The organism is Sulfurihydrogenibium subterraneum DSM 15120, assembly GCF_000619805.1.
Taxonomy (GTDB): Bacteria; Aquificota; Aquificia; order Aquificales; family Hydrogenothermaceae; genus Sulfurihydrogenibium; species Sulfurihydrogenibium subterraneum.
On record NZ_JHUV01000009.1, the window covers coordinates 188,581 to 215,539 of the forward strand.

The 26,959-nt window shown below is 32.7% G+C and carries 32 protein-coding genes; 14 read left to right on the forward strand and 18 right to left on the reverse strand.

Annotation, left to right across the window (positions count from 1 at the left end; all coding sequences use genetic code 11):
• Both secG and Q385_RS0104040 read left to right on the forward strand, forming a co-directional pair.
• Positions 1–300: a preprotein translocase subunit SecG gene (gene secG, locus Q385_RS0104035; RefSeq protein ID WP_028950433.1), complete on the forward strand. Its 300-nt coding sequence runs from the start codon at positions 1–3 to the stop codon at positions 298–300.
• A complete protein-coding gene (locus Q385_RS0104040) occupies positions 300–1,541 on the forward strand; it encodes an MgtC/SapB family protein (RefSeq protein WP_028950434.1) in 1,242 nt (413 codons plus the stop codon). Before secG ends, Q385_RS0104040 begins: the two co-directional genes overlap by 1 nt.
• On the opposite strand, the gene Q385_RS0104045 is transcribed toward Q385_RS0104040, so the two are convergent.
• Genes Q385_RS0104045 through truA form a run of 6 tightly spaced genes read right to left on the reverse strand, consistent with a single transcriptional unit; the run spans position 1,516 to position 6,814 of the window.
• A complete protein-coding gene (locus Q385_RS0104045) occupies positions 1,516–2,235 on the reverse strand; it encodes a DUF72 domain-containing protein (RefSeq protein ID WP_028950435.1) in 720 nt (239 codons plus the stop codon). The two genes, Q385_RS0104040 and Q385_RS0104045, sit on opposite strands and share 26 nt — an antisense overlap.
• On the reverse strand, positions 2,232–2,876 hold the full coding sequence (gene bioD, locus Q385_RS0104050) for a dethiobiotin synthase (RefSeq protein WP_028950436.1): 645 nt from the start codon (positions 2,874–2,876) through the stop codon (positions 2,232–2,234). Before bioD ends, Q385_RS0104045 begins: the two co-directional genes overlap by 4 nt.
• On the reverse strand, positions 2,869–3,774 hold the full coding sequence (fabD, locus tag Q385_RS0104055; protein ID WP_028950437.1) for an ACP S-malonyltransferase: 906 nt from the start codon (positions 3,772–3,774) through the stop codon (positions 2,869–2,871). Before fabD ends, bioD begins: the two co-directional genes overlap by 8 nt.
• 10 nt (positions 3,775–3,784) lie before the next feature.
• Positions 3,785–5,155, reverse strand: a complete 1,371-nt coding sequence (gene mgtE / locus Q385_RS0104060) for a magnesium transporter (protein WP_028950438.1) — start codon at positions 5,153–5,155, stop codon at positions 3,785–3,787.
• 8 nt (positions 5,156–5,163) lie between these two features.
• The gene (gene era / locus Q385_RS0104065) at positions 5,164–6,066 is read right to left on the reverse strand and encodes a GTPase Era (RefSeq protein ID WP_028950439.1); all 903 of its coding nucleotides are present in this window, start codon (positions 6,064–6,066) and stop codon (positions 5,164–5,166) included.
• Positions 6,067–6,079: 13 nt separating this feature from the next.
• The gene (truA, locus tag Q385_RS0104070) at positions 6,080–6,814 is read right to left on the reverse strand and encodes a tRNA pseudouridine(38-40) synthase TruA (protein ID WP_028950440.1); all 735 of its coding nucleotides are present in this window, start codon (positions 6,812–6,814) and stop codon (positions 6,080–6,082) included.
• Between the two features lie 40 nt (positions 6,815–6,854).
• Between truA and Q385_RS0104075 the strand changes: the two genes are divergently transcribed.
• Entirely contained in the window at positions 6,855–7,490 is a 636-nt protein-coding gene (locus Q385_RS0104075; RefSeq protein WP_028950441.1) for a MarC family protein, read from the forward strand.
• Here Q385_RS0104075 and Q385_RS0104080 read toward each other — a convergent pair.
• Genes Q385_RS0104080 through Q385_RS0104095 form a run of 4 tightly spaced genes read right to left on the reverse strand, consistent with a single transcriptional unit; the run spans position 7,482 to position 10,853 of the window.
• Positions 7,482–8,720, reverse strand: coding sequence for a dihydrolipoamide acetyltransferase family protein (locus Q385_RS0104080; protein ID WP_028950442.1), 1,239 nt, complete (start codon positions 8,718–8,720; stop codon positions 7,482–7,484). The two genes, Q385_RS0104075 and Q385_RS0104080, sit on opposite strands and share 9 nt — an antisense overlap.
• Positions 8,710–9,687 carry an alpha-ketoacid dehydrogenase subunit beta gene (locus Q385_RS0104085; RefSeq protein ID WP_028950443.1) on the reverse strand — a complete coding sequence of 326 codons (978 nt, stop codon included), beginning with the start codon at positions 9,685–9,687 and terminating at the stop codon, positions 8,710–8,712. Before Q385_RS0104085 ends, Q385_RS0104080 begins: the two co-directional genes overlap by 11 nt.
• On the reverse strand, positions 9,674–10,633 hold the full coding sequence (locus tag Q385_RS0104090) for a thiamine pyrophosphate-dependent enzyme (protein WP_028950444.1): 960 nt from the start codon (positions 10,631–10,633) through the stop codon (positions 9,674–9,676). Before Q385_RS0104090 ends, Q385_RS0104085 begins: the two co-directional genes overlap by 14 nt.
• A 1-nt stretch (position 10,634) precedes the next feature.
• Positions 10,635–10,853: an NADPH-dependent FMN reductase family protein gene (locus Q385_RS0104095; RefSeq protein WP_028950445.1), complete on the reverse strand. Its 219-nt coding sequence runs from the start codon at positions 10,851–10,853 to the stop codon at positions 10,635–10,637.
• A 149-nt stretch (positions 10,854–11,002) separates the two neighbouring features.
• Between Q385_RS0104095 and acnB the strand changes: the two genes are divergently transcribed.
• Entirely contained in the window at positions 11,003–13,573 is a 2,571-nt protein-coding gene (gene acnB, locus Q385_RS0104100; RefSeq protein WP_028950446.1) for a bifunctional aconitate hydratase 2/2-methylisocitrate dehydratase, read from the forward strand.
• A gap of 100 nt (positions 13,574–13,673) precedes the next feature.
• On the opposite strand, the gene Q385_RS0104105 is transcribed toward acnB, so the two are convergent.
• From Q385_RS0104105 to ndk, 7 genes are read right to left on the reverse strand one after another with little or no spacing between them, the layout of a single operon-like run.
• A complete protein-coding gene (locus Q385_RS0104105; protein ID WP_028950447.1) occupies positions 13,674–14,207 on the reverse strand; it encodes a GTP-binding protein in 534 nt (177 codons plus the stop codon).
• Between the two features lies 1 nt (position 14,208).
• Complete coding sequence (locus Q385_RS0104110; RefSeq protein ID WP_028950448.1) at positions 14,209–14,904, reverse strand: DUF4388 domain-containing protein; 696 nt, start codon at positions 14,902–14,904, stop codon at positions 14,209–14,211.
• A 6-nt stretch (positions 14,905–14,910) separates the two neighbouring features.
• Positions 14,911–15,270 carry a roadblock/LC7 domain-containing protein gene (locus tag Q385_RS0104115; protein WP_028950449.1) on the reverse strand — a complete coding sequence of 120 codons (360 nt, stop codon included), beginning with the start codon at positions 15,268–15,270 and terminating at the stop codon, positions 14,911–14,913.
• A 13-nt stretch (positions 15,271–15,283) separates the two neighbouring features.
• Entirely contained in the window at positions 15,284–16,222 is a 939-nt protein-coding gene (locus tag Q385_RS0104120) for a DUF8082 domain-containing protein (RefSeq protein WP_028950450.1), read from the reverse strand.
• 6 nt (positions 16,223–16,228) lie between these two features.
• The gene (locus Q385_RS0104125; RefSeq protein WP_028950451.1) at positions 16,229–16,618 is read right to left on the reverse strand and encodes a HAMP domain-containing protein; all 390 of its coding nucleotides are present in this window, start codon (positions 16,616–16,618) and stop codon (positions 16,229–16,231) included.
• 22 nt (positions 16,619–16,640) lie between these two features.
• Entirely contained in the window at positions 16,641–17,144 is a 504-nt protein-coding gene (locus Q385_RS0104130; RefSeq protein ID WP_028950452.1) for a DUF4149 domain-containing protein, read from the reverse strand.
• Positions 17,137–17,553: a nucleoside-diphosphate kinase gene (ndk, locus tag Q385_RS0104135; RefSeq protein WP_028950453.1), complete on the reverse strand. Its 417-nt coding sequence runs from the start codon at positions 17,551–17,553 to the stop codon at positions 17,137–17,139. Before ndk ends, Q385_RS0104130 begins: the two co-directional genes overlap by 8 nt.
• Positions 17,554–17,636: 83 nt before the next feature.
• Here ndk and Q385_RS0104140 point away from each other — a divergent pair, with 83 nt between their 5' ends.
• Genes Q385_RS0104140 through Q385_RS0104165 form a run of 6 tightly spaced genes read left to right on the forward strand, consistent with a single transcriptional unit; the run spans position 17,637 to position 21,825 of the window.
• Complete coding sequence (locus Q385_RS0104140; RefSeq protein WP_028950454.1) at positions 17,637–19,055, forward strand: class II fructose-bisphosphate aldolase; 1,419 nt, start codon at positions 17,637–17,639, stop codon at positions 19,053–19,055.
• Between the two features lies 1 nt (position 19,056).
• The gene (locus Q385_RS0104145) at positions 19,057–19,563 is read left to right on the forward strand and encodes a hypothetical protein (RefSeq protein ID WP_028950455.1); all 507 of its coding nucleotides are present in this window, start codon (positions 19,057–19,059) and stop codon (positions 19,561–19,563) included.
• 2 nt (positions 19,564–19,565) lie between these two features.
• Complete coding sequence (gene fbp, locus Q385_RS0104150; RefSeq protein ID WP_028950456.1) at positions 19,566–20,522, forward strand: class 1 fructose-bisphosphatase; 957 nt, start codon at positions 19,566–19,568, stop codon at positions 20,520–20,522.
• On the forward strand, positions 20,515–20,892 hold the full coding sequence (gene crcB / locus Q385_RS0104155) for a fluoride efflux transporter CrcB (RefSeq protein ID WP_028950457.1): 378 nt from the start codon (positions 20,515–20,517) through the stop codon (positions 20,890–20,892). The genes fbp and crcB overlap by 8 nt, the downstream gene beginning before the upstream one ends.
• Positions 20,889–21,227, forward strand: coding sequence for a DUF190 domain-containing protein (locus Q385_RS0104160; protein ID WP_028950458.1), 339 nt, complete (start codon positions 20,889–20,891; stop codon positions 21,225–21,227). Before crcB ends, Q385_RS0104160 begins: the two co-directional genes overlap by 4 nt.
• 1 nt (position 21,228) lies before the next feature.
• Positions 21,229–21,825, forward strand: coding sequence for a hypothetical protein (locus Q385_RS0104165; RefSeq protein WP_028950459.1), 597 nt, complete (start codon positions 21,229–21,231; stop codon positions 21,823–21,825).
• On the opposite strand, the gene Q385_RS0104170 is transcribed toward Q385_RS0104165, so the two are convergent.
• Complete coding sequence (locus Q385_RS0104170) at positions 21,805–22,533, reverse strand: YdcF family protein (RefSeq protein ID WP_028950460.1); 729 nt, start codon at positions 22,531–22,533, stop codon at positions 21,805–21,807. The two genes, Q385_RS0104165 and Q385_RS0104170, sit on opposite strands and share 21 nt — an antisense overlap.
• Positions 22,534–22,597: 64 nt before the next feature.
• Between Q385_RS0104170 and Q385_RS0104175 the strand changes: the two genes are divergently transcribed.
• The 4 genes from Q385_RS0104175 to Q385_RS0104190 are packed head-to-tail and all read left to right on the forward strand — an operon-like array spanning position 22,598 to position 26,952.
• Positions 22,598–23,833 carry an aspartate kinase gene (locus Q385_RS0104175; protein WP_028950461.1) on the forward strand — a complete coding sequence of 412 codons (1,236 nt, stop codon included), beginning with the start codon at positions 22,598–22,600 and terminating at the stop codon, positions 23,831–23,833.
• Positions 23,826–25,280, forward strand: coding sequence for an acetyl-CoA carboxylase biotin carboxylase subunit (gene accC / locus Q385_RS0104180; protein WP_037919564.1), 1,455 nt, complete (start codon positions 23,826–23,828; stop codon positions 25,278–25,280). Before Q385_RS0104175 ends, accC begins: the two co-directional genes overlap by 8 nt.
• Positions 25,281–25,292: 12 nt before the next feature.
• A complete protein-coding gene (eno, locus tag Q385_RS0104185) occupies positions 25,293–26,573 on the forward strand; it encodes a phosphopyruvate hydratase (protein ID WP_028950463.1) in 1,281 nt (426 codons plus the stop codon).
• Entirely contained in the window at positions 26,527–26,952 is a 426-nt protein-coding gene (locus Q385_RS0104190; RefSeq protein ID WP_028950464.1) for an FtsB family cell division protein, read from the forward strand. Before eno ends, Q385_RS0104190 begins: the two co-directional genes overlap by 47 nt.
• Positions 26,953–26,959: the final 7 nt, after the last annotated feature.

A 26,959-nucleotide genomic window follows, 5' to 3' on the forward strand; every position in this document is an offset into this window, starting at 1 on the left:
TTGGAATTTTTATTTGGTTTGTTATCCGTTGTACTTGTTATAGTATCTGTACTACTTATTATTTTAGTGCTTATGCAGAAAACAAAAGGAGCAGAGATAGGTGCTGTTTTTGGGTCAGGAGCTGCAAAGGCTGTATTAGGAGCATCTGCTGCAACAATACTTACCAAAATAACTTACTGGCTTGCGGGAATATTTTTGTTTTTAGTGCTTACTCTATCATACCTGAGTATAAAAATTGCAAAGTCTAACACGGTAATAGAGAACATTCCTTCTCAGCAACAGACAGAAAATAAAAAATAATGCAAGAGTACGAAACTCTATATGAGATACTTCTTTCTTTAGGTTTAGGTTTCTTTGTAGGATTAGAAAGGGAGTACAAGGCAAAAGGTGAAGTTTTTGCCGGAGTAAGAACCTATCCTTTAATATCTCTTTTAGGATACTTTTCTGCTTTGGTTTCTGACAAACATTTTGATTATTTTATTTATATATCTTTTCTGGCTATTCTTGGTTTTACACTTTTTAATTTTTTTCTAGAGTATCAAAAAGATAAAGGAATAACAACAGAAGTATCTGTTTTACTCATTTTTTTAATCGGTGTTTTAGTTTATTTTGACTATTACTATCTATCCGTTTTTCTTGGGTTTTTAACGACATTAATTTTAGCTATAAAGCAACCTTTAGAAAATTTTGCAAAAAGTTTGTACTTTGAAGATGTTATATCTTTGGTTAAATTTTTATTACTTACAGCGATAGTCTATCCTATTTTACCGGATAAAAGTTTTGGACCTTACGAAGCTATAAATTTAAAAGAGATATGGAAAGTCGTTATTATTGTAGCTGTGATAGATTTTATAGGTTATATACTTGTAAGATGGAAAGGAGGAAAGTCTCTTTTATGGGTGGCTTTATTTGGAGGACTTATTTCAAGTACGGCAATTACTTATAACTTTTCTATACTTTCAAAGAAAAATCCTGATTTAAAAAACATCCTTTTTAGCGGAATTACACTATCTTGGATTGTTATGAATTTAAGGGTACTGGTTATATCCGGATTTTTAAACTTAGAACTTTTAAAAGTTCTTACATTTCCTTTGTTAGTATCTTCAGCAGTTTTGATTTTAATCGTGTATAGGTATATTAAATTAGATAGCATAACCGATTTTAAAGATAGTGAATTTAAAAATCCTTTTAGAATATTAGAGATTCTCCAATTTGCTATCTTTTATACTTTTATTTTATTGCTTATTAAGTATATACAAAATAAAATAGGCATTACCGGCGTTTACTTGGTTAGTTTTGTATCCGGAGTTATAGATGTTGATGCTATAACCTTTTCTGCTGCATCTTTATCAAAAAGTGGTGTTATATTTATAATTGATGCAAGTATTGTTGTTATTCTTGCAGTAATATCCAACTCTATTTTTAAATATATTTATGTTTTAATGTTTGCCCATCAAAGTTTAAAAAGAGAGATGTTGAAAGTATTAATCTTTAACCTTGTTATTTTCCTACTTTTTATCTTTTTTCAAGCAGTTCTTTAAATTCTAAAGCGTTTTTTGGAGCGAATCCTTCAAAATCATTGTTAAAGTAAACATAACATTCTTTAGCATCTGTCTTAGAAATTTTATCTATCCATAAATAAAGTTCTTCTTTTGAATAATTATATCTATACCAAACTTTCCCATGAAACCTTATATAAACAAAATTTGCGGTTTTAATTAATTCCTCAGGTAGTTTAGGAGCTGAAATGCTACAAAATCCTATTTTATATTTTGAGAGGATTTCATAAGTTTTATCATTCCACCAACTTTTATCTCTAAATTCTAATGCATTCTTATATTTTGTATCTATTTGAGCAACAATATCCTCTAATAGATTTAAGGAAAACTTTAAAGATGGTGGCAATTGAAACAGATAAACACCAATCTTTTCTTTTAATACATCTTCAAAATTGTTGTAAAAATCCTTTATCAATTTTTCTGTGTCTTTAAATTTTTTCAGGTGAGTTATAACTTTGTTTACTTTTATTGAGACTTTATAATTTTCAGGAGTTTTTGTAAAATATCGTTTTATAGAAGTTTTCTTTGGAATTCTATAAAAAGATGAGTTTAACTCTAAAGAGTTAAAAAATTTTATGTAATAATCAAACCATTCGTTCGGTTTTAAATCTGGAGGATAAAAAATACCTTTCCAGTGATAGTAAAAGTAGCCGGAACAACCTACAAAATGTTTCATAACAATCTTCCTAAAAGTTTACTATAACACTCTTCTACTGGCTGCTTAGACTTTTTACATTTTGCCAAAACTTTAATGCCTGTCATCTCTTGAATTATCTGTGGATTGGTTTCTTCCAATATATCTTCTCCAGAAAAGCCGTTCATAACAATACCGATTATTTGTTTTCCTTCTAACGCTTTAACAGTTAAAGCTGTGTGATTTATTGTTCCCAAAGATGCCCTTGATACAATTAAAACAGGGATGTTTAAATCTTCGATAAGATTTAAGTAAGTGTAATTTTTTTTTATCGGAACTAAAAGCCCTCCTGCCCCTTCTACCACTACAAAATCGTATTTTGACTTTAAATAGTTGTAGTGGTTTATTATTTTTTGCAAGTCTATCTCTTTACTTTCAAGTAGTGTAGCTGTGTATGGAGCTACTGGGTTTTCAAATGTGTACAGGACAACCTCTTCTAAAGGCTGCCCTGTTATTTTAGATAGAGTGTAGGCATCTTGAGGGATAGGTTCACATCCTGTTTCTACTGGTTTGAAGTAGGCTACTTTTACTCCTTTTTCTTTCAGTAGTTTACAAATGGCGGCTGATACGGTTGTTTTACCTACTCCTGTATCTGTTGCAGTTATAAATAGGCTATTAAGCATTTTCTATATCTTGCAGACTTTCAATGTTTTTAAGGTTTAAATCTTTGTTAATTCTCTTTATAAGTCCTGTTAGGACTTTTTTAGGTCCTATTTCGTAAATCTCTTTTACTCCTGCATCTGTCATATACTCTACTGTTTGAACCCATCTTACAGGGCTGTAAAAGTGTACTTTTAGCTCCTGCTTTATATCCTCAGATTTTGTTATAGGTTTTGCTGATACGTTTGATATAACAGGAATGTTTGCGTCTTTTATCTGTATTTTTTCTAAATACTCTCCAAATTCCTGTGCTTTTTCTTTTAGCATTGATGAGTGTGCAGGAACAGAAACTGCCAACGGAACGACTTTTTTAGCCCCCTGAGATTTGAGTATTTCCATTGCTTTTTCTACAGCTTGCTTTTCTCCAGATATAACTGTCTGCTCGTAAGAGTTATAGTTTGCTATTTCAACTATACCGTCTATCTGTTTTAAAACTTCTTCAATTTTTGGAGCTTCTAAACCTATAATAGCAGCCATTAGCCCAACACCTTCTGGAACTGCGGATTGCATAAGCTTCCCTCTTATGTGTGTGATGTAAACTGCATCTTCTAAGGATAAACTATCTGCCACTGCCAGAGCTGTAAACTCTCCAAGTGAGTGTCCAGCTACAAAATCAGGATTGATATTCTTTTTTTCTTTAAAGATTTTATAAGTTATGTAGGAAGTCAAAACCAAGGCTGGCTGTGTAAATTCTGTAAGGTTTAGTTTTTCTTCGTCGTTAAAAATAATATCTGTAAGGTTAAAACTAAGTCTTTCGTTGACTTTTTCGTGGAGCTGTCTTACTTCTTCAAAATTTTCATAAAAATCTTTACCCATTCCTAAATACTGAGAACCTTGACCTGGAAAAACAAAAGCTTTCATCGAAACCTCCTTAAAGTTTTAGGTAATGTATGAAAAATGTAGCTACTATAAGATATATAGATATACCGATTATATCTGTTAATGTTAAGGATAAAGGTCCTGTTGCTAATGTTGGGTCTTTTTCAAGCTTATACATTATAAAGGGAACTAAACTACCTATCAATCCAGCAAAAACGATGCTAAAAAACAGGGCTATGGCTACTATTATTCCAAGTATATGATTACTTATCCATAAAGATGCAACAACTCCAACTAAAATACCAATTATCATTCCTATAAAAACTGCAACCTTTAACTCTCTAAAGACTGTAAAAATGTAATCTACAGTGTTTTCTGTTAATCTTCCTTCTTTTAATCCTCTTGCTGCTATTATTGCCGCTTGGGAGCTTATATTTCCACTTAGAGCTGCTACCATAGGAAGAAAAAATACTACTTGTATAAACTCTGTTATTGTGTAATCAAATAAACTAATAATAACCGCTGTAATAAACTCTCCTGCGGTTGCTATTAAAAGCCAAGGAAGTCTTAACTTTGCTATTTTAAAGGTTTTATCCGCATAAAACAGCTCTTCTTCTTTTGCTCCTGCCATTTTAAAGAAATCTTCCGTTGTTTTTTCTGACATAACATCTAAAATGTCTTCTATGTAAACAACACCAAGCAAAGTCCCTTCATCATCAACAACAGGAAGAACGTATAAATCGTATCTTTTAAAAGTTTCTATGGCTTCTTCTTTAGTATCGTCTATGTTTAAAGTTATCAAATCTCTTTTCATTATGTCTTTAACCATCAGATTAGATGGATAGGTTAATAGGTCTTTTAATGAAATTACACCCACTAATTTGTTTTTTTCATCAACTACATATATGTAAACCAATTCGATGTCTTGGTTATACTCTTTTACTTTTTGTATAGCATCTTCTACTGTAGAAGTATCTAAAACAGCAAGATAAGACTCACTTACTATTGACGCAACTTTATCTTCACCTTCTGAAAGAAGATGTTTTAACTCTTCTTTCTCTTCTCCTTCTAAGTTATCAATAACAGCTCTTTTAATATCTTCTGGGATATTTTCTATAATAGATGCTATTTCTGGCGTAGGGAGCTTTAAGATAAAATCTACTGCATCTTTAATGTGGAGAGACCTTATAATTTCTACTTTTACTATGTCGTCAAGGTCTGTAAAAACGTCAAAAGCTTTATCTGGATTTGTTTTGTAAAGTACTGTGAATATCTTTACTCTTTCTTCTTTCGTAAGATACTTAAAAACCTCGGCTATATCTCCTTTATGACTTTTAGACAGAATTCTTTCTAAGGTTTTAAAGTCGTGTTTTTGAAGAGACCTTTTTAGCGTTTCTTTTAAAACTTCAATAATAGGACTCATTTAACAACCTAAGATATTTGGTTATAGCCTAAAGACCTTAAAAGCGGTAGGTCTTCCTTCCATTTTTCTTTTACTTTAACAAAAAGATTTAGATGAACTTTTTTACCAATTAAAAACTCTAACTCTTCTCTTGCCTGAGTTCCTATCTTTTTTAGCATCTGACCTTTTTTACCTATTATTATTCCTTTGTGATTTTCTCTTTCTACGTATATTACTGCATCTATTATAAGAAGATTCTTATCCTTTTCTCCTTCCTTTATAGATTCAACTTCTACAGCTACAGAATATGGTACCTCTTGCTTTGTGTTGAAAAATACCTTTTCTCTTATTATCTCTGCTATCCAAAGTTTTAATGGTAAGTCTGTTATCATATCTTCAGGATAAAGGGGTGGAGACTCTGGAAGGTATTTTTTTATAGTATTTAAAAGTTCATCTATGTTTATGTTTTTTATAGCAGAAATTGGTATGTACTCTTTAAAATCGTATATTTTTGCAGATTCTTCTATTAGTGGTAAAACTAAATCTCTCTGAATTTTATCTATTTTGTTTATTGCAAGTATTGTGGGTTTGTTATACTTTTTTATGTAATTTTCTACTATTTCTTTATCTTCTTTTGTCCATCCTTTGTCTGCTTCTATTATCATCACTATAACGTCAGCATCTTCCATACTTCCAACCGCAGACTCTAAAACTGATTTTGAAAGCAAATCTCCCCCTTTTTGAACTCCGGGAGTGTCTAAAAATATTATCTGCGCGTCTGGGAGATGTTTTACTCCTAAAATTCTCATTCTTGTAGTTTGTGGTTTTGGACTTACAATACTTAACTTTGTTCCAAGTATGTTATTTAGTAGTGTTGATTTTCCAACGTTTGGTCTTCCTATTAATGCGACGAATCCAGCTTTAAAACTCATCTTTATATACCTCTTAGTAATAAATTTCTTTTAAATACAATCCTTCTGCAGGTGCTAAAAATTTGCCTTTTGAAGGGTTTTTAGCTTTAATTATATCTTCAAACTCCCTTAGAGACAAACTCCCTCTTCCTATAGCAACTAAATGTCCTACTATTCTACGAACCAAATTTCTCAAAAAATGAGATGCTGTTATTTCTATATCTATTATTTTACCATCATAATACAGCTTTATCTCTCTTAAATCAATTTCTTTTCTTAAGTAATCTCCTTCTTTTGCTAACGACGTTAAATCTTTGTATTTTTTTAGAATCTCAATTCCCTCAATCATTTTTAATATATCTAAATTTTTGTCAAAAAACCATCCTCTACCGTATAAAAATGGGTCTGGTTTTGTGTATATTCTATACAAGTATGTTTTTCCTTTTGCAGAAAATCGGGCGTTAAAGTTTAAATCAACCTCTTCTACTTTTTTTATTGATATATCTCTTGGAAGTTTAGCGTTTAGGTACGAATAAATGCTGGAAGGAGTTCTATACGAAAAGGTTTTAAAGTTTGCAACTTGATTTAAAGCATGAACTCCTGCGTCTGTCCTTCCGGAACCAATCAAGGTTATTTTTTCTTTAAAAAGTTCTTCAAGAAGGTCTTCTATAATCTGCTGTATGCCAGTTGCATTTTTTTGCCTTTGCCAACCACTGTACCTTGTACCTATATAAGCTATTGTAAGTTTATAGTTATACCTTTTTTCCATAAAAAATATTATAATTGATAAAAATTCTCTGGAGTAGGTTATGGATGCTTTATATCTTATATTGAAATACATTATCTCCATATTTGCTATAGTTGATCCTTTTGGAGCTATTCCTTTAATTGTTTCAGTATTAAAGAATTTTTCTGAGAAAGAAAGAGAAATTATTATCAAAAAGGCTTCTATTTATGGATGTTTTATACTAATATTCTTTTTATTTTTAGGAAACTTTTTTGTTAGAATATTAGGTGTTAGCATTGCTGATTTTCAGATAGCTGGTGGAATTATACTCCTTTTAATATCTATAAACATTATATTTGGACAACCTTTAAAAGAAAAGATACCTCCCGAAGAAATTTCTTTAATAAAAAAGTTAGAAAATGTAGCACTTATTCCAGTTGCTACTCCTATTCTGGCTGGACCAGGTGCCATGGTTACATCTATGACAATAGCATCATCTCAGGAAAGTTTTTTAAACCTTTTAATAGTAGCAATTTCAATAGTAATAACTTTTTTAATATCTTATTTCATCTTAAAAGCATCTAAATACATTCAAAAATTTTTAGGAGAAATATTTTTAGATATTGTTTCAAGGATGATGGGAATAATTATAATGGCATTAGCAGTTCAATTTATCGTGAAGGGCATAAAACAAAACTTTTTTAATATCTTACATTAACGAATTTAAGTATTCTTTATCTTTGAATTTTTCTTGGAATAGATTTATAAATTCTGCAGCTTCTTTGCCGTTTAATATTCTATGATCAAACGTAAAAGTCAGCTTAGCAATGTTATCTACTACTTTACCTACTGCAACAATTCCTGCACAGTCTGGAGGTATTATAGCATCGAATGATAAGATGTTATACATTCCCAAATTAGATATGGAAAAAGTAGATCCTTCTAAGTCTTCTTTTAAAAATCTACCTTCTCTTGCTTTTTGTTTTATTAATTCTAAATCTTTCGCTATATCTTTTAAGGTTTTTGCTTCAACATTTTTTATAACCGGTGCAAATAATTCTCCTGATACGTCAACAGCTATGGATATATTTACTGTAGGATATACGTAGTAGTATTCTTCGTCTGTTTTTGTTCTTAATTTTTCATATTTATATATACAGTCTCCTAAGATTTTTACAAACCAAGTAGTTATAGTGTATCCTGAATTCTTAGGAATATTTGAAAAATCTGCTTCTGTAAATATATGAAATACAGGAATTTCTATAGATTTTTTAAGGTTTTTAATTAGGCTTTTTCTTAAAGAGTTTATACTTCTTTTTATAGGTATGTTTTTCTCTATTATAAACTTTAAGACTTCATCGGTTGTTATTTTTTCTTTTTCAGGGTAGAGTTTTATAATATCTTCAGGATTTATTTGATAATCTTTAAGTAAGTTTATTACATCTTTGTCTAACTTTTGGTTTACTATGTACTCTTTTATATCTTTTTCATGTGCCGGGATAGGCAGTTTACCTTCTTCTTGTAGGGATTTTATATCTATTCCCACTTCTTTGGCTAAAACTTTTGCCATAGGAGATGCTGTAGAAGGAGGAAGTTTTTTTGTTTCAACTTCAATCTGTTCTGGTATCTTAATTTCTTCAATCTCTTGTTTGGCAGGTTCCACTTTTTTCTCTTCTTCTGGTTTTTGTTGTATTTGGGGCATTTCCTCCTTGCTCTCGGAAATTATCGCTATAACTGTTCCTACAGGGACTTGAGAACCTTCATCAAATAGTGTTTTTGTTAGATAACCACTTTTCATAGAATGGACTTCCATTATAGCTTTGTCTGACTCTACTTCTAAAATAGGTTCGTTGACTTCTACATAGTCTCCTTCTTTTTTTAGCCACCTGACTATTTTTCCTGTTTCCATTGTATCGGTTAGTTGTGGCATAACTATTTCATAAGCCATTTTGTTTTCCCCACTCTACTATTTTTGAATATATTTTTTCAGGTGTTGGAATTGCTAAAAGCTCTAACTTTCTGTTGTAAGGTATTGGCACATCTTCTCCTGCTATCCTTAAAGGAGGAGCGTCTAAGTTATAAAAACACTCTTCTAAAACACTGCTGACTATATGGGCTCCAAATCCACCATGTTTTGGATTTTCTTCTACCACTACAAATCTTTTTGTTTTTTTAACAGAATTTGTTAAAGTCTCTAAATCTAAGGGATTTAAAGAACCTACATCTATAACCTCAGCTGATACATTTAACGTTTTTTCTATCTTATCTACGACCTTCAAAACATCATGCACCATTTTTAAGTAAGAAAAAATTGTTATATCTTTACCCTCCTTTAAAACTCTTGCTTTAAAAGGGTTGTAATAACTATCTTTAGGAAGGTCAAACTTTTCAAAGTATAAAAGGGTATGCTCCAAGAATATAACTGGGTCATCTAATTTAATTGCTGTTTTTAGACCGTGGTAAGCTGTTATACAGTCAGAAGCTGTAAAAACTCTAAGCCCCGGAATACTTGCAAATAGGGATTCTAAACTTTGAGAGTGTTGAGATGCAAGTTGTTTTACAACGCCCTGTGGCATTCTGACAACCATAGGTAAAACAATTTTTCCACCACTCATATACCTGAGCTTTGCCATATTGTTTACTATCTGATCCATTGCAAGCATTGCAAAATTTGCCGTCATTATCTCTGCAATAGGTCTTAAACCTCCTAGAGCCATACCAATTGCAACACCTACAATAGAGTTTTCTGCTATAGGTGTATCTATTACTCTTTTCTCTCCATACTTTGCATACAATCCTTCTGTAACCCTGTAATTACCTCCATAAAATCCTACATCTTCTCCAAGGATAACAACAGAACTATCTTCTTCCATTATTTCATCCATAGCTAAGTTTAAAGCTTCACGGTAAAACATTTTTACATACCTCACAGAGTACGTCTGTATAAAGCTCTATATTTTCAGGTTCAGGAGAGTTTTTAGCAAACTCAACAACTTCTTCTATCTCTTTTTCTACAAGGTTATCTATGTATTTAATATAACTTTCTGATAACAATCCAGAATTTTTTAATTTTTCAATAGGGTCTTTACTTTTTGCTATTTCCAGTTCTCTTGCAGACCTGTAGTTTCCGGCATCACTCATAGAGTGAGGTTCGTATCTGTAAGTAATTGCTTCTATAAAGTATGGTTTAGATTCTTCTTGAATGTACTCTTTTGCTTCTCTAACTGCTTTGTATACTTCAAACACATCCATTCCGTCAATTTGTTTTGAAAGCATATAAGGTTTTGCTTTTAGATAAAGGTCTGTTATTGCTGAAGCTTTATCTATCCGTGTTCCAATGGCATAGTAATTGTTTTCACATAAAAATAAAATCGGTAATTTCCACAGTGAAGCTAAGTTTAAAGATTCATAAAAATTTCCTGCATTTGTTGCACCATCTCCAAAAGCTACTAAAACACCCGTGTTTTCTCCTTTATACTTTCTTGCGTACGCCATACCTACGCTGTGGGGAATGTGTGCTCCTACTATTGCATTTCCTCCATAAAAGTTTAGTGAAGGTTCGTAAAAATGCATAGATCCACCTTTTCCTTTAGATATCCCAGTCTTCTTTCCAAATAATTCTGCCATTAAGTACTTTGGGTTTATCCCTTTTGCCAGTGCATAAACGTGGTCTCTGTAATGGACAAAAATATCTCCTTTGTCAAATGCTATAGTAGCTCCTACATGAACCGCCTCTTCTCCAATAGCTAAATGTAAAAAACCCCCAATGTTTCCTTTCATATACTCTTCTTTTGCTCTTAGTTCGAAAACTCTTCCAAGTTTCATAAAATAATAAAATTTTTCTGCTAATGATTGTTCCATTTTATTCTCCTAATTTAAGTTTTTGAGCTATTTTTGTAACTCTCCTTCCAAGGTATCTACAAATTTCTTTTTCGTCTTCATCCAATTCTCTAAAAATATCTCCAAATGTAACATGGGATGCACCGTATGGAGTTCCCCCAGATTTCGTTGTATTTAAGTTTTTTAATTCGTAAGGAATCCCAACTATTGAATAATAAAGAACCAAAATATTAATTTCCATAACTATACACCCCTTTAATTTTCAATCCTTATTCTTTAAATTTATTGTGTACTATTTAAAAAAACAATATTTAAAATATAACAGCGTTTGATTTTTTGACCCTATTTGGATATAATATATCTTCCAAAAACATTTGTGAGGTGATAAAGATGGGTTTTTTAGCAGAGTATAGAAAACATGTAGAAGAAAGGGCTAAGCTTGGTATACCGCCCTTACCTTTAAATGCAAAGCAAGTAGCGGCTGTAGTAGAGCTTCTTAAAGAGGTACCTATCATTGAAGAAGAGTTTTTAATGGATTTACTCGTCAACAGAGTTAGTCCGGGCGTTGATGAAGGAGCTTATGTAAAAGCTGCATTTTTAAACGATATAGTCCAAGGGAAAGCTCACTCTCCGGCCATATCTCCTAAAAAAGCAGTTCAAATATTAGGCACTATGCTTGGAGGTTATAACGTAAAACCGTTAATAGATGCACTTTCTCATAAAGACCCAGAAGTTGCTCAAGAGGCTGCAAACGCTCTTAAAAATACTCTTTTAGTTTACGATGCATTTAACGATATAGTTGAACTATCTAAAACAAACAAATACGCTAAGGAAGTTTTAGAGTCTTGGGCTAACGCAGAATGGTTCTTAAACAAAGAACCATTACCTGAAAAAATCACAGCTATTGTTTTTAAAGTTCCCGGGGAAACAAACACTGACGATTTTTCTCCAGCAACTGAAGCATCAACAAGAAGTGATATTCCTCTTCATGCACTCAGTATGCTAAAAGCAAAGATGCCAGATGCTATTGAAAAAATAAACGAGCTTAAAAAGTCTGGATATCCTGTTGCTTTTGTAGGAGACGTTGTAGGAACTGGTTCAAGTAGAAAATCTGCTGCAAACTCTTTAATATGGCACATAGGAAGGGATATACCTCATGTTCCAAACAAAAGAACAGGTGGAATTGTAATAGGTGGTATTATAGCTCCAATATTCTTCAACACTCTTGAAGATTCTGGGGCACTACCAATAGAAGCAGATGTTACAAAACTTGAGACAGGAGACGTTATAGAAATATATCCCTATGAAGGAAAAATAGTTAAAAACGGTCAGGTAGAATCAGAGTTTAAATTAAAACCAAACACTCTTTCAGATGAAGTAAGAGCCGGTGGTAGAATCCCTCTAATCATAGGAAGAGGATTAACAAGAAAAGCAAGAGAAGTTTTAGGACTTGGTGAAGATAACATATTCATAAGACCACAGCAACCACCAGAAAAAGAAGGAGTAGGATATACTTTAGCACAGAAAATGGTTGGTAAAGCCTGTGGAATGCCGGGAGTTAGACCTGGAATGTATGTTGAGCCTCAAGTATTAACAGTAGGTAGCCAGGATACAACTGGTCCAATGACAAGAGATGAGATAATAGAACTTGCAGCACTTGGATTCAGCTGTGATTTTGTTCTACAAAGTTTCTGTCATACTGCAGCATATCCAAAACCTGCAGACGTAAAACTCCATCACACCCTCCCTCCATTTATAATCAGTAGGGGTGGAGTATCTTTAAGACCTGGAGATGGAATTATACACTCTTGGTTAAACAGAATGGTTCTACCAGATACAGTAGGAACAGGTGGAGATAGCCATACAAGATTCCCAATAGGAATATCTTTCCCAGCTGGTTCTGGATTGGTAGCATTTGCAGCAGTTACGGGAACAATGCCTCTTGTTATGCCAGAATCTGTTTTAGTAAGATTTAAAGGAGAAATACAACCTGGAATTACTATAAGAGACCTTGTAAATGCAATTCCTTACTATGCTATAAAACAAGGTTTATTAACAGTTGAGAAGAAAGGTAAGAAAAATGTATTTGCAGGAAGAATTTTAGAGATTGAAGGATTGCCGTATTTAAAAGTAGAGCAAGCTTTTGAGTTTGCAGATGCATCAGCAGAAAGAAGTGCTGCAGCTTGTACAGTAAGATTAGATAAAGAACCTGTAATAGAGTATATACAATCAAACATAAAACTCATTGAAGCAATGATAGAAGCAGGATATCAGGATGCAAGAACATTAAGAAGAAGAGCAGATAAGATGAAAGCATGGCTTGACAATCCTACACTTCTTGAACCAGATGAAAATGCAGAGTACGCAGCAGTTATAGAAATAGATTTAAACGAGATTAAAGAGCCTATAGTAGCTTGTCCAAACGACCCAGATGACGTTGCTACACTATTAGAAGTTCTTGCTGACGAAAGAAGACCTAAGAGGATAGACGAGGTGTTTGTAGGAAGCTGTATGACAAACATAGGACACTACAGAGCCTTAGGAGAAGTTCTTAGAGGAGAAGGACAAGTACCTGTTAGACTCTGGATAGTCCCACCTACTAAGATGGACGAAAGACAACTAAAAGAAGAAGGTTACTACGCTATATATGGTCAAGCAGGAGCAAGATTAGAAGTCCCCGGATGTAGCTTATGTATGGGTAATCAAGCTAGAGTTAGAGATGGGGCTGTAGTATTCTCAACAAGTACTAGAAACTTTGATAACAGAATGGGTAAAGATGCTAAAGTTTATCTTGGAAGTGCAGAGCTTGCAGCTGTATGTGCAATCTTAGGAAGACTTCCAACTGTAGAAGAGTATATGAGTATAGTTCCTAAGAAGTTGGCTGGAAAAGAAGACGAGATTTACAAGTACCTAAACTTCCACCAAGTAGGAAAAGACGAGTTAATATATCTTACGGTATAAAATTTCTTGTTCCCCTGCTTTTGCGGGGGATCTTCTTTAACGATTATATTCATAAAGATATAAAAAATGATAATAAATTAAAAGAGGTTTGAAGGTTAATTTATAGATATTTACCTATTTCTTCTAACAATTCAAGTAAAACTATTTTTACGTTTTCTTTATCTGTTGCAATCAGAGGTAAAACCTTTATCTCTTCTCCCAAATCTAATGCAGTTCTTATATCTTCTGTACTCCAAGCACCTTTTAGATCCTGTTTATTACAACCAACCACAAAAGGAGCTGGATACCTTGATTCAAAATAGTTAATTATCCTTCTTGCCTCGTGGAATGTTGCTGGGTCTGTACTATCAACTAAAACAACTAATCCTACCATACCTTTACCTAAAATATCCCACATAAAATCAAATCTTGATTGTCCAGGTGTTCCGAAAAGATAAAGTGTGTGTTCATCATCTATTTTTATTCTACCGAAGTCCATTGCTACTGTAGTATGGTCTTTTTTCTCTTTTTCTCCTGCTTTCGTAGTCTTTGCCTCAGTTTTTACTGTTTCTATTTCGCTGATAGTATTTATAAACTGGGTTTTACCTGCTGCGTAAGGACCCGATATTACTATTTTTATCTTTTTCTCTGCCATTTTACAACCCTTTTATCTTAGATATAATTTTGTTAAGGAGTGTTCTTGTTAGGTCAAAACCTAACTTCCTTTCTTTCTTCTTCTCTCTCTGAATTATTCCGCAGGCTAAAAATCCATAAAGGGTTCTTTTTACAATTAGATCATTCACTTTAGAAATATAAATAATATCGGAAACTTTATTTTTCCCGTCAATCAGATGTAAGATTTTTTTCTCGTGATCTAATAAGAAAGCTTTTTTTGCTATCTCGTCCCAATTTTCTGTTTTTTCAAAGATTAAACCAAAATCAGATATTTTCCTTTCAACTTCTTCCTCTGTCAACTGTCTTGCAAGATACATGATTAATTTTTCAATAGGAATCTTGGACTTTATATCTGGAGGATACTTTATAAATCCAGATGTAAATGAAAATTTACCTTCTTTTAGGTTAAACAAATTAGGTAATTTGGCAACTAAAACGTTATAGATATCTTCTTTTGAAATTCCTTCTTTTTTTAAAACTGTTTCAAAATCTACATCAAGGTAAACGTAAAAAACTTTTTTAACTTCCCTTATGTAGATAATATCTCCTTCTTTAAAGTATACAGCGTAGTTTGAATCATCTTTTTCTATTACAAGAATACCATCTTTTTTATCTTTCTTTAAAACTTGAAATATGTCAACAAAGTTAAATATCCTTAAATCACCAGCTATAGCCATGGATTATTATCCTAACTCTGTTTCTAACTTTTTGATTGTTCTTTGTATTTCCATAAGTAAAAGTCCTAACTTTGCATTTGCTGGTGCTAATACTCCTAAAACTGCAACATCTTTAATACCTGTAAATATAACATATCCAGAAGAACCTTTTATGTAAAGCTGCTCTAATGTACCTTTATTCAATTCTGCCGTTACTCTTTCTCCAAGAGACAGTATCGCAGCGCCCATTGCTGCTACTCTATCTTCATCTGCTCCCGGTGGTAATACAGATGCGATAGCTAAACCGTCAACACTGACAAGTACTGCCCCTTCTGCTCCAGCATCTCTTACTAAACTTTCCAATATCTCATAATACTTTACAGCCATGATACCCTCCAGATTAAATGTTTAACAATTTTTCCTTACATTCTTTTACAAACATCTCTCTTTTTTTATTATCTGGTATTTCTTCGGCAAGATTGTGGAAAAATTTTACCACAGAAAATTTATTCACCGTGTTTGTTTTAAAAAACTCCTGCCTTTTTTTATTAAACAAAAATTTACCAAATGGTCCTATATACTTTATAAAGATAGTACCGATTTCATTAAGAACCTTCTCAATGTCTATATTTTCTGATTCTTGGTTATTTAGACTTCCTTCTGTTAATATTTCACTTAAATTAGGGGGTGTATTTACTATATCTATATTTTCTTGAGATTTAATGGAATCTTCCTTTGTATCTTCCTTTAAAATATCAAGTAAGTCTGGGGTTTTTATTTGTTTAACTTCTTCATCTAATACGTTTGAGGTTAAAACTTTTTCCAGCTCAGTTATATTTGAATCTATATAAACTTCTTCTTTGACCATTTCATTCTTTTTAAAAGACACAGGTGTTTCTTTTTTGTCTAAGTTAAATTCTTTTTCGTTTAAATCACTTTCTTTATCTTTCAACTGTTTTTCGTATATCTCTATGAGTTGTTTTTCAAAGGGTTTAATTTCTTTTGCTAAATCTGATGCTGCCACCTTTAAAAGTGAAAAGTTTGGTTTTCCAATATGGATCATACCTATTGCTATATCTTTACTAATGTAATATACAAACATTGAAAAATCTTTATTTTTATTTTCAGAAAATAAAAATTCTGCATTAAAGTTTTTTATAGCTTCTTCAATTTCCAAAGACCTTTCTATCATTCTTGCAAAGTTTGATTCTATATTTTGAAAGCTCCCTGTATATTTAGAAACAAAAACTTTACCTTTAACAAATACACCAACGTAATAAAGTTTAGTATCGTTATATACCTTATTTAAAAGATTGAAAATCTCGTCTTTTACTTCCATAAGCTGTTAAAGCTCACCTTTTTCTAACTTTTCCATTATTGCTTTAATGCTCATTCTCATTCTGTCAAAAGATTCAGCTAACTCTTCTAACTCGTCTCCTGTTTTTTCTATATGTATTTGATAATCTAAGTTTCCCATACTTACTTCATGCATACCATTAGCGACTGTTTTTAATTTACTAACTATTTTATCGTCTATAATCTTTTTAATTCCAAACACTGGAATAAGAAACATTATTTGAGAGATAATTACCGCTAAAATTGATTTTGATAAAGCACCCTGAACATTTGATGAAGCCAGCATAAAATAAACTAACCCCCCTACAAATAAAGATCCAACAAATGATCCACTAAGTACTATTATAAAAATTTTTTGAGATATGGACGCTTTTTCCATTTTAAACCCCCTTTTACACGACTTATAATTCTTTTCGGTTAATTTTTAAAAAACTTAAAAAATTATATAACAAAAATATCTCCAAAATCATTGTTGTTACATTTATAACTGATGAGACAGTGTGTACGTTAGAAAATTGGGAGTGTAGTGTTTCAGCTTTTTCTTTTTGTTTTTCTTCTAATGCTTGAACGTACTCTCTTTGTATAGATTTTGCCATAGGAAGCAGGCTTCTATCTTGAGCCATATTTAATATAACTATGGCACCAACACTTACTAAAAACCATTTTAAGGTTTTTACAATTTCTTTATCTTTAAAAGATAATACTCCTATGATTGTATATATAACTACTCCTAAAATCCAATTGATTTTAAAATAGTATGGAAATATAAGTTGCATAATACTTCCAGCGGTAATTTTGTCAAAGTTTGAGAAAAGAACGGGAGCAACTACAAAGGATAGAAATACATTGCTCCCTATTAAGATACTTATTAATAAGACAATCGCAAAAGTAATATATTTATTCAACAATTTCTAATCCACTAAAGAAAAATGGTATCTCGTAAGCTGCTGATTCAGGCGAGTCTGAACCATGAACTGCATTCTCTCCTACGTTTGTTCCGTAGAGTTTTCTTAGTGTGCCTTCTTCTGCTTTTGATGGGTCTGTAGCTCCCATAATCTGTCTTACTCTTGCTATTACGTTTTCTCCTTCCCATACCATAGCAACTATTGGTCCAGAAGACATAAACTCACAAAGCTCATCATAAAAAGGTCTATCTTTGTGTACTATGTAAAATTTTCCCGCTTGCTCTTTCGTAAGTTTTAACTTTTTTAAAGCAACTAACTTAAATCCTTCTTCTTCAAACCTTGAGATAATTTTTCCTACTACATTTTTTCTTACTGCATCTGGTTTTGCCAACACTAAAGTCCTTTCCATAAACTGTCCTCCTGATGTGATTTTTATCAAATTATAACACAAAAATGTTATAATAGTTTTAAAATCTTATTTGGAGGGATATTATGGCAACTATATTTGAAAACATTCAGCAACTCAATGAAAGATTAAAAGATGTTGTTTCTGTTGAAAATGGGAAAGTATCTATTTTAGATGAAAAAAAACTTAGAGAAGAAGTTATTGATGACCTTATATATACCGCTGTATTTTCTAAAGATTATGACCTTAAAGAAGAAGTTAAGTACCTAATAAGAGAGATAGCTAACGAGTTTGGTGCTATTGCAGCTTCTATACATGATTTGTATATGGCTGTTGGTAGAGGAGAGACTAAAAACTTTACTACTCCAGCTGTTAACATTAGAGGAATGACCTACGACGTTGCAAGAAGAATGTTTAAAGTTGCTTTAAAAAATGATATAGGAGCTATGATTTTTGAAATAGCCAAGTCAGAGATAGAGTACACTTATCAAAGACCTTCTGAGTATGCAACTTGTGTTTTAGCAGCTGCTATAAAAGAAGGATATAAAGGTCCTGTTTTTATACAGGGAGACCACTTCCAATTTTCCGCGAAGAAGTACTTTGAAAATCCAGAAAAAGAATTACAAGCTATTAAAGACCTTACAAAAGAAGCTATATCAGCAGGTTTCTACAACATAGATATAGACCCTTCTACTTTGGTAGATTACTCAAAAGAGTCTTTGAAAGACCAGCAGTATCATAACTATCTAAACACTGCAAAAATGACAGACTACATAAGAGAGATACAACCAGAAGGCATAAACGTATCTATTGGAGCTGAGATAGGACACATAGGCGGTAAAAACTCAACTGTAGAAGAATTTGAGGCATTTATGGAAGGATATCTTCAAACTATCACAGAACAAATAGGAATATCAAAAATATCCGTTCAAACAGGAACAGAGCATGGTGGTATACCACTTCCTGACGGAACTGTTGCAAAGGTAAAACTTGATTTTGACGTTTTAAAGAATATTGGAGAAGTGGCAAGGAAAAAGTATGGTTTAGGTGGAACAGTTCAACACGGAGCTTCTACATTACCAGAAGAGCTTTTTGACAAGTTTCCACAAAATAACTGCTGTGAGATACACCTTGCAACAGGCTTTCAAAACATAATGTTTGACCTTGCACCAGAAAAGTTTAAAGAAGAAGTTTACAAGTTTATAGAAGAAAACTTTAAAGATGAATGGAAAGAAGGAATGACAAGAGAGCAGTTTTTATACAAATCAAGAAAAAGAGGAATGGGACCATTTAAATATCAGTGGTGGACTTTAGAAAACAAAGAAGAAATCTTAGATGCTATTGAGAAAAAGTTTGAGTTTTTATTTGAAAAATTAAACGTTTTTGGAACAAAAGAGTATACAGATAAGTATATAAACCTCATTAAAATGCCTTACGTAAAAGGTTCAACAAAAGACGTTCAACAAAAAGCACAAGATATAAAGTTAGAGGCAGGAGCTGACTAATTTGTTAGATAAACAGATAAAAGCAATAAAAGAGATATACAGAGAGTTTGATAAGGTAAGGGTAAAACACAAACCAATAATTGTAGGAAAGTTTGCCCTTACCGTTTATACACAAGGTATGTATCCTGCCAACATTATATCTTTAATTTATCCTGATATTCCACTTTTAGAGAAAATACTTTCAGACCTTGGATATCAAAGGTTTGGAGATTTGTGGTTAAAAGATGATTTAAACGTAGAAGTAAGCAAAGATTTTTATCTTTTAACAGGTATGTTAAATCAAATAGAAGTAGATAAAGAGGAAATCTTAAACGTTATATCCTTAGAAGACCTTATACTTGATATGATGAAGTATTGTGTAGAAGGAGATGACTTAGTTTGCGACCTTGTAAAAATGATTATAAAGTCTTACTACAAGGCTTTAGATTTTCATTATATGTACCAGAGAATAACAGACAGAAGGTTTATACCAAAGATAAAAGAGTATAAAAAGTTGGCGGAGGCTTAAATATGGATTTAAATAACTTTATATTAGAAGAAGAAAGAAAGTATCCAAATGCAACAGGGTCTTTATCAAGGGCTTTAGTAGCGTTGGAATCTGCCACAAAAGTTATAGCATCTCACGTCAGAATGGCAGGACTTGTAGATATTTTAGGTAAAGCAGGTAAAACAAACGTACAAGGTGAAGAAGTACAAAAATTAGACGAACTTGCAAATAACATACTTATTGAGTATCTATCGAAATCAGGAGAGTTTTTTGCTCTTGCGTCAGAAGAGTTAGACAAGCCTATCTTCCCAGAAGAAGGAAAAGATGCTAAGTATATCATAGCTTTTGACCCTTTAGATGGTTCTTCCAACATAGATGTAAACATAAGTATAGGAACTATATTCTCTATTCACAAAAGAGTTAACTCTGACGTGTCTGACTTTTTACAGGAAGGATATAAACAGGTAGCTGCAGGGTATGTTATATACGGGTCTTCTACTATGTTTGTTTTATCAACAGGCAACGGTGTAAATGGATTTACGTTAGACCCTTCTGTAGGAATGTACCTACTTTCCCATCCTAATATGAAAATACCAGAAAAAGGTAAGATATACTCAATTAATGAATCTAACGATAAAAAATGGATAGACAAAGGATTAAAAGAATACATCGAATCTTTAAAAGACGAAGGCTACACTTCAAGATATATAGGCTCTATGGTTGCAGACGTTCACAGGACATTAATAAAAGGTGGTATCTTTGCTTACCCTGCAGACGTAAAAAGTAAAAACGGAAAACTAAGACTCCTTTATGAAGCTTCTCCAATGGCGTTTTTAATTACTCAAGCAGGGGGATATGCCACAACAGGAAAAGAAGATATTTTAAACATAAAACCAACTGATATCCATCAAAGAGTGCCTGTCTTCTTAGGTGGAAAGTACGAAATAGAAAAATTAAAAGAATATCTAAAAGATGGATAAGTACATAGTTTTAGCTATTGGCGGGTCTATTGGAACTATTTTGAGATATCTTACAGGTGTATATTCTGCAAAGATATTAGGAGCTGACTTTCCCTATGGAACGTTAATAGTAAACACAGTTGGGTCTTTTATACTGAGTTTTTTCATGATTTTATTTTTGGAAAAATTATCTTTAGACCCTTTGTGGAGACTTTTTATAGCAGTTGGATTTTGTGGTAGTTATACTACCATGTCTTCTTTTACTTATGAAACATTTGGACTTTTAATGGATGGAGATTATATAAAAGCTGGATTAAATATATTTTTAAACGTGTTTCTATCTTTTGCATCAGCATTTTTAGGAATAGTTTTTGCGAGGATGCTGTTATGAAAATAGAAGGTGAAGCTTTACTTTTAAGAATACATATAGGAGAAGCTGATAGGTACGAAGGAAAACCACTTTATAAAAAGATTGTACAAATTTTAAGAGAAAATCACATTGCAGGTGCAACTGTTCTTAGGGGTATATTAGGGTATGGAAAATCTACCGTTGTACACTCTGCATCTATTTTAGATTTATCTGAGGATTTGCCAATAATAGTTGAAGTTATAGACAGTCAAGAGAAAATTGAAAATATAATTCCAATCATAGAAAAGTATGTTAAAAATGGTTTAATTACAATGGAAAAAGTAAAGGTAATTAAATATACTGCTGAAGGAGAATAGTTTGTTTGCAGGAATAGAGGTTAAAGATAAAATATTTATTGTTTCCTTTATGGATAACAACAGAAATGTGAAAGGTATATTTAAATTTTATAAAGAAGGGCTTTTGTGGTTTTTAGACCATTATACTCCAGAGGTTATTGCTGTAAACTACGATTTTGGAGTTAGTTCAAAACTATCCCTTACAAACAAAGCTTACTCAAATCTTTACAGAGATATAATTGAAACTTTTGAATATAGACAAGTAGATAAAAAAAGTTTTAGAGAGAAAGAAAAGAGAATTTTTAAATCTAACGTAGAGGAGTTTTGGAAAAAGATAATACATAAAGATATTTTGCCAGCAGATACACCTGAAGGTTTAGAGCAAAGACTTTACAATCTACCAAAAAGTGGAATAAGATTAAATAGAAAGCTTTTATCTCAAGATAAAAAATTTATCGGTAAAGAGTTAGATGCTGTAGTTTTATCCTTTGCAGCTTACAGCTTCTATAACAACAGATTTGAAACGATAGACCACGAAGGAGGAATATGGATTATACCCCGCTATACATATGTTCCTAAAAAAGAAAGAGAACAAGAATCATCTCAAGAGCCAGCTTAACTGATAAGCCAGTAGTCCTACATATTCTCTTATTGCTTTAGTAGAGTCCTGTAAAACGTTCATCTTAGGAAAGTAGCTGTAAATTGTGTATTTTTTATCCATTTTAAAATCTGTTGGATAAGGAATAACATCAAGTCCTACCCTTTGAAAAACCATTACAGACCTTGGCATGTGGTATGCAGAAGTGACTAAAATAATTTTTTTAAACCCATTTTTTTCACATATCTTTTTAACAAAAAAAGCGTTTCCCAGCGTATCTCTGCTGTTTACGTCTGTGTAAATCATAGATTTTTCTACTCCAAGCTCATTTAAAACGTTTTTCATAACCTCAGCTTCAGGAAGGTTAGTTATAGCGGATCCTCCCGATAAGATTATAGGAAGATTTAACTTTTTATGTAAAACAAAACCTGTTAAAACTCTTTTTAAGGAGTCTTCTGTTAAAATGCCTGTGTTATAACTTCCTCCCCCTAAAACAACTATAACATCTCCATTTAACTCTTTGACTACAGGATACTTACTTTCTAAAGGTTTAAGTAAAGTATCTTTTACAGGCTCTATTGAAAGTAGATAGATAAAAAATCCAGATAAAAATGAAATAGTAAAAATTTTTCTATCTTTCCTTCCAAGATAAGCTATAACACCAAAAATAACAACAAAAAGCCCTGGAGGTAATATAAAGAAAGTTATTAATTTTTTTAAGAAAAACATCTCACACCTTTAAATTGTGTTAGAATTATAATACCATATTTACAACTAATTAGGAGGACTACGGTTGCCTTTAATCGTTCAAAAGTACGGCGGAACTTCTGTAGGTAATATAGAAAGAATAAAAAATGTAGCAAAAAAAATAAAAAAAGCTGTAGATGAAGGAAATCAAGTAGTGGTTGTTTCCTCTGCAATGACGGGAGAGACTGATAGATTAATAGGTCTTACAAGAGAGCTGTCAAGCAGACCAAACCCAAGAGAACAGGATATGGTTGTAGCAACTGGAGAGCAAGTTGCTATAGGTTTAGTTGCAATAGCACTTCAAGAGTTAGGTGTACCTGCTATTAGTTTAACAGGTTGGCAAGTACCTATCATAACAGACAACGTCCATACAAAAGCAAGGATAAAAAAGATAGATACCCATAGAATAAGAAAACATCTCGATGAAGGAAAAGTTGTTATAGTAGCTGGATTTCAAGGTGTAAGTGAAGATGGAGATATTACAACCTTAGGTAGAGGAGGGTCTGATACTTCAGCGGTAGCTTTGGCTGCAGCGTTAAAGGCTGACGTATGTGAGATTTACACAGATGTTACTGGAGTTTTTACAGCAGACCCAAGAATAGTGGAAAATGCAAGGAAAATACCTGTAATATCTTACGAAGAAATGATGGAAATGGCATCTTTAGGCTCAAAAGTAATGCAGATAAGGTCTGTAGAGTTTGGAGCCAAGTATGGCGTTAAAATACATGTAAGGTCATCTTTTAATGATGAAGAAGGAACTTGGATAATGGAGGAGAATGAAGAGATGGAAAAAGTAGTAGTAAGAGGAATTTCTCACGAATTAAAAGAATCAAGAATAACAGTTGTTAGAGTGCCTGACAAACCAGGTGTTGCTGCAAAACTTTTTAAAGCATTAGGAGAAAAAAATATAGTTGTTGACATGATAGTTCAAAACGTTTCCCACAAAGGGTTTACTGACATATCATTTACAGTTAACAAAACAGATGCAGATTATGCTGAAGAGATAGCAAGGGAAGTGGCAAAAGAAGTTGGAGCTGAAGATGTTGAAAGAAACGATAAAATTGCAAAAATCTCTGTTGTAGGTCTTGGTATGAAAACCCACTCAGGTGTTGCAGGAAAAATGTTTGAAGTCCTTTACAAAGAAGGAATTAACATATACGCAATTTCTACTTCTGAGATAAAGATATCTTGCCTTATAGATGAAAAGTATGCAGAGCTTGCAGTAAGAGCTCTTCACGAAGCATTTATAGAAAATATGGAAGGTGATATTCAGTATGAGTAAAGTAAAAACCTTTACCTTTACAAAGGATATTAAAAAAGTTTTAGTTGCAAATAGAGGGGAGATAGCTACCAGGATAATTAGAGCCTGTAAAGAGCTTGGAATTAAAACTGTAGCTATTTACTCTGAAGCAGATGCAAAAAGTATATACGTTAAAAAAGCTGATGAAGCTTACCTAATTCCAGGAGACCCTATCCAAGCTTATTTAAACTATTTTAGAATAGTTGACCTTGCAAAACAAACAAAGTGTGATGCTATACATCCGGGATACGGATTTTTATCAGAGAACCCAGAGTTTGCAGAGTACTGCTGGAAACAAGGAATTATATCTATTGGACCTCATCCAGATCATATAGCTCTTTTTGGCGATAAAATGGCTGCTAAGAAAAAGATGAGAGAGCTTGGAGTACCTGTTTTACCAGGAAGTGATGAGCCTATTTCGGATATTAAAAAGGCAAAAAAGATAGCAGATGAAATAGGTTATCCAGTGATATTAAAAGCTGCCTTTGGTGGTGGCGGAAGAGGAATGAGAATAGTAAGAGAAGAGTCAGAATTTGAAGATTTATTTAAATCTGCTTTCAACGAAGCTAAAAAGTTCTTTGGAAGAGGCGATGTATTTATAGAGAAGTATGTTGAAAATCCAAGACATATAGAAATACAAATAATGGCAGATAAGTACGGAAACGTAGTCCATTTAGGAGAAAGAGACTGTTCAATCCAAAGAAGACACCAAAAAGTAGTTGAGATAGCAAGGTCTCCAACTTTAAACGAAGATGTAAAAAAAGAGTTATACAGAACTTCTGTGAAAGCAATGTTTAAAGTTGGATATGAAAATGTTGGAACAATAGAGTACCTTGTTGATGAAAAAGATAATTTTTACTTTATTGAGATGAATACAAGACTTCAAGTTGAACACACTGTTACAGAAATGGTTACAGGTGTAGATATAGTCCAGCAGATGATAAAAATAGCTCAAGGAGAAAAGTTAGGTTTTCTACAAGAAGACATATCAATGCGTGGATACGCAATAGAGTTTAGAGTTAATGCAGAAGACCCTAAAAGAAACTTTGCTCCATCGGTAGGTGCAATAACTTCTTACCACTCTCCAGGAGGACCTGGTGTTAGAGTAGACGCGGCTGTTTATAAAGATTACGTAATACCCCCTTACTATGATTCTATGATAGCAAAACTATCAGTTTGGGCTTTAACATGGGATCAAGTTGTAAACAGGGCAAGAAGAGCTTTAGATGAGTTTATAGTTAGAGGAGTCCCTACAAACCTACCATTACTTAGAGCCATAGTTAGAGATGAAGATTTTATAAAAGGTAAGTTTACTACAAGATACATTGAAGAAAAACTCCCAACCTTTAACTTAGAGGATAAAACAGCTAATTTAGAAGATTTAGTAGCTGCAATAGCAGGAGCAATCGCTGCATACCATAAAATTTAAGGAGGTTTTAAGATGTCTATAATTGTTGACGTTTTTGGAAGAGAAGTTTTAGATTCTAGAGGAAATCCAACAGTTGAAGCTACAGTTGTTTTAGAAAGTGGAGCTACTGGGTCTGCAATAGTGCCAAGCGGAGCATCAACTGGAGTAAACGAGGCTTTAGAACTAAGAGATGGAGATAAAAAAAGATTCTTAGGAAAAGGTGTTTTAAAAGCTGTAGAAAACATAAATACAAAAATAGCTGACCTTTTAATCGGAGAAGAGTCTGAAGACCAAGTTAGAATAGACAGAATAATGATAGAAGCTGACGGAACAGAAAATAAATCAAAATTTGGCGCAAATGCTATACTTGCTGTCTCTTTAGCAGTAGCAAGGGCAACTGCAGCAGAAAAAGAAATCTCATTATTCAGATACTTAGGTGGATGTAATGCAAAGGTTTTACCTGTACCTCTTATGAACGTAATCAACGGTGGAGCCCATGCAGATAACGACCTTGACTTTCAAGAATTTATGATAGTACCTGTATGTGGTGGTTCTTTTAAAGAAGCTTTAAGAGCAGGAGTAGAAACGTTCCACGTGTTAAAATCAGTTTTAAAAGAAAAAGGCTACTCAACTAACGTGGGAGATGAAGGAGGTTTTGCACCTGCGTTAAAGTCAACAAAAGAAGCTCTTGATTTACTTCTGCTGGCAATTGAGAAAGCTGGATATACTCCAGGGGAAGATATATTTTTAGCTTTAGACGCTGCTTCATCAGAGTTTTACGAAAACGGAAAGTACAGATTTGAAGGTAGAGAATTAACCAGTGAAGATATGATTGTCCTTTATGAAGAGATAGTAGGAATATATCCAATTGCATCTATTGAAGATGGTCTTGCAGAAAATGACTGGGAAGGATGGAAAAACCTAACTGCAACATTAGGAAACAAAGTACAACTTGTTGGAGATGATCTTTTCACAACAAATCCAAAGATAATATTAGAAGGTATAAAAAATAACGTTGCAAACTCTGTTTTAATTAAATTAAACCAAATAGGTACTTTAACCGAAACGTTAGATGCTATAGAACTTGCAAAAAGTAATAACTATACTGCTGTAATATCCCACAGGTCTGGAGAAAGTGAAGATACATTTATAGCTGATTTATCAGTTGCAACAAACGCAGGACAGATAAAAACAGGTTCAGCTTCAAGAACCGATAGGATAGCAAAGTACAACCAACTACTAAGAATAGAGGAAGAACTTGGTAAAGATGCAATATTTAAAGGAAAAGAAGCTTTCAAGAAGTTTAGATTTTAATCAAAAACTTATAGACCGCAGCTTAAAGGCTGCGGCTGTTATTTTGCTCATAACAGCCATTTACACTATTGGCTTTGGAGACAATAACATTTTTGAGTACTTTAAAAAAGTAGAAATCAGAAACAACCTACAGGCTCAAATAGATTCTATAAAGAAAGAAAATGAAGACTTAAACAAAAAAATATACTATTTACAAAACGACCCATTTTATGTAGAAAAAATAGCAAGGGAAAACCTTGGACTTATGAAAGATAATGAAGAAGTTTACGTAGTTGTAGGTATGAAAAAAGAGCCGAAAGAAGAAAGCCAAGAGAATAAAAATCAAGAAAGATGGATAGATAAAATAAAAGCAAAATACCAGCAATTTAAACTACAATGAAGCAGAT

Coding starts and splice junctions, on each gene's coding strand:
- Q385_RS0104040 (WP_028950434.1), top strand. CDS start 300: ATGCAAGAGTACGAAACTCTATATGAGATACTTCTTTCTTTAGGTTTA.
- Q385_RS0104045 (WP_028950435.1), bottom strand. CDS start 2,235: ATGAAACATTTTGTAGGTTGTTCCGGCTACTTTTACTATCACTGGAAA.
- bioD (WP_028950436.1), bottom strand. CDS start 2,876: ATGCTTAATAGCCTATTTATAACTGCAACAGATACAGGAGTAGGTAAA.
- fabD (WP_028950437.1), bottom strand. CDS start 3,774: ATGAAAGCTTTTGTTTTTCCAGGTCAAGGTTCTCAGTATTTAGGAATG.
- mgtE (WP_028950438.1), bottom strand. CDS start 5,155: ATGAGTCCTATTATTGAAGTTTTAAAAGAAACGCTAAAAAGGTCTCTT.
- era (WP_028950439.1), bottom strand. CDS start 6,066: ATGAGTTTTAAAGCTGGATTCGTCGCATTAATAGGAAGACCAAACGTT.
- truA (WP_028950440.1), bottom strand. CDS start 6,814: ATGGAAAAAAGGTATAACTATAAACTTACAATAGCTTATATAGGTACA.
- Q385_RS0104075 (WP_028950441.1), top strand. CDS start 6,855: ATGGATGCTTTATATCTTATATTGAAATACATTATCTCCATATTTGCT.
- Q385_RS0104080 (WP_028950442.1), bottom strand. CDS start 8,720: ATGGCTTATGAAATAGTTATGCCACAACTAACCGATACAATGGAAACA.
- Q385_RS0104085 (WP_028950443.1), bottom strand. CDS start 9,687: ATGTTTTACCGTGAAGCTTTAAACTTAGCTATGGATGAAATAATGGAA.
- Q385_RS0104090 (WP_028950444.1), bottom strand. CDS start 10,633: ATGGAACAATCATTAGCAGAAAAATTTTATTATTTTATGAAACTTGGA.
- Q385_RS0104095 (WP_028950445.1), bottom strand. CDS start 10,853: ATGGAAATTAATATTTTGGTTCTTTATTATTCAATAGTTGGGATTCCT.
- acnB (WP_028950446.1), top strand. CDS start 11,003: ATGGGTTTTTTAGCAGAGTATAGAAAACATGTAGAAGAAAGGGCTAAG.
- Q385_RS0104105 (WP_028950447.1), bottom strand. CDS start 14,207: ATGGCAGAGAAAAAGATAAAAATAGTAATATCGGGTCCTTACGCAGCA.
- Q385_RS0104110 (WP_028950448.1), bottom strand. CDS start 14,904: ATGGCTATAGCTGGTGATTTAAGGATATTTAACTTTGTTGACATATTT.
- Q385_RS0104115 (WP_028950449.1), bottom strand. CDS start 15,270: ATGGCTGTAAAGTATTATGAGATATTGGAAAGTTTAGTAAGAGATGCT.
- Q385_RS0104120 (WP_028950450.1), bottom strand. CDS start 16,222: ATGGAAGTAAAAGACGAGATTTTCAATCTTTTAAATAAGGTATATAAC.
- Q385_RS0104125 (WP_028950451.1), bottom strand. CDS start 16,618: ATGGAAAAAGCGTCCATATCTCAAAAAATTTTTATAATAGTACTTAGT.
- ndk (WP_028950453.1), bottom strand. CDS start 17,553: ATGGAAAGGACTTTAGTGTTGGCAAAACCAGATGCAGTAAGAAAAAAT.
- Q385_RS0104140 (WP_028950454.1), top strand. CDS start 17,637: ATGGCAACTATATTTGAAAACATTCAGCAACTCAATGAAAGATTAAAA.
- fbp (WP_028950456.1), top strand. CDS start 19,566: ATGGATTTAAATAACTTTATATTAGAAGAAGAAAGAAAGTATCCAAAT.
- crcB (WP_028950457.1), top strand. CDS start 20,515: ATGGATAAGTACATAGTTTTAGCTATTGGCGGGTCTATTGGAACTATT.
- Q385_RS0104160 (WP_028950458.1), top strand. CDS start 20,889: ATGAAAATAGAAGGTGAAGCTTTACTTTTAAGAATACATATAGGAGAA.
- Q385_RS0104170 (WP_028950460.1), bottom strand. CDS start 22,533: ATGTTTTTCTTAAAAAAATTAATAACTTTCTTTATATTACCTCCAGGG.
- accC (WP_037919564.1), top strand. CDS start 23,826: ATGAGTAAAGTAAAAACCTTTACCTTTACAAAGGATATTAAAAAAGTT.
- eno (WP_028950463.1), top strand. CDS start 25,293: ATGTCTATAATTGTTGACGTTTTTGGAAGAGAAGTTTTAGATTCTAGA.
- Q385_RS0104190 (WP_028950464.1), top strand. CDS start 26,527: ATGCAATATTTAAAGGAAAAGAAGCTTTCAAGAAGTTTAGATTTTAAT.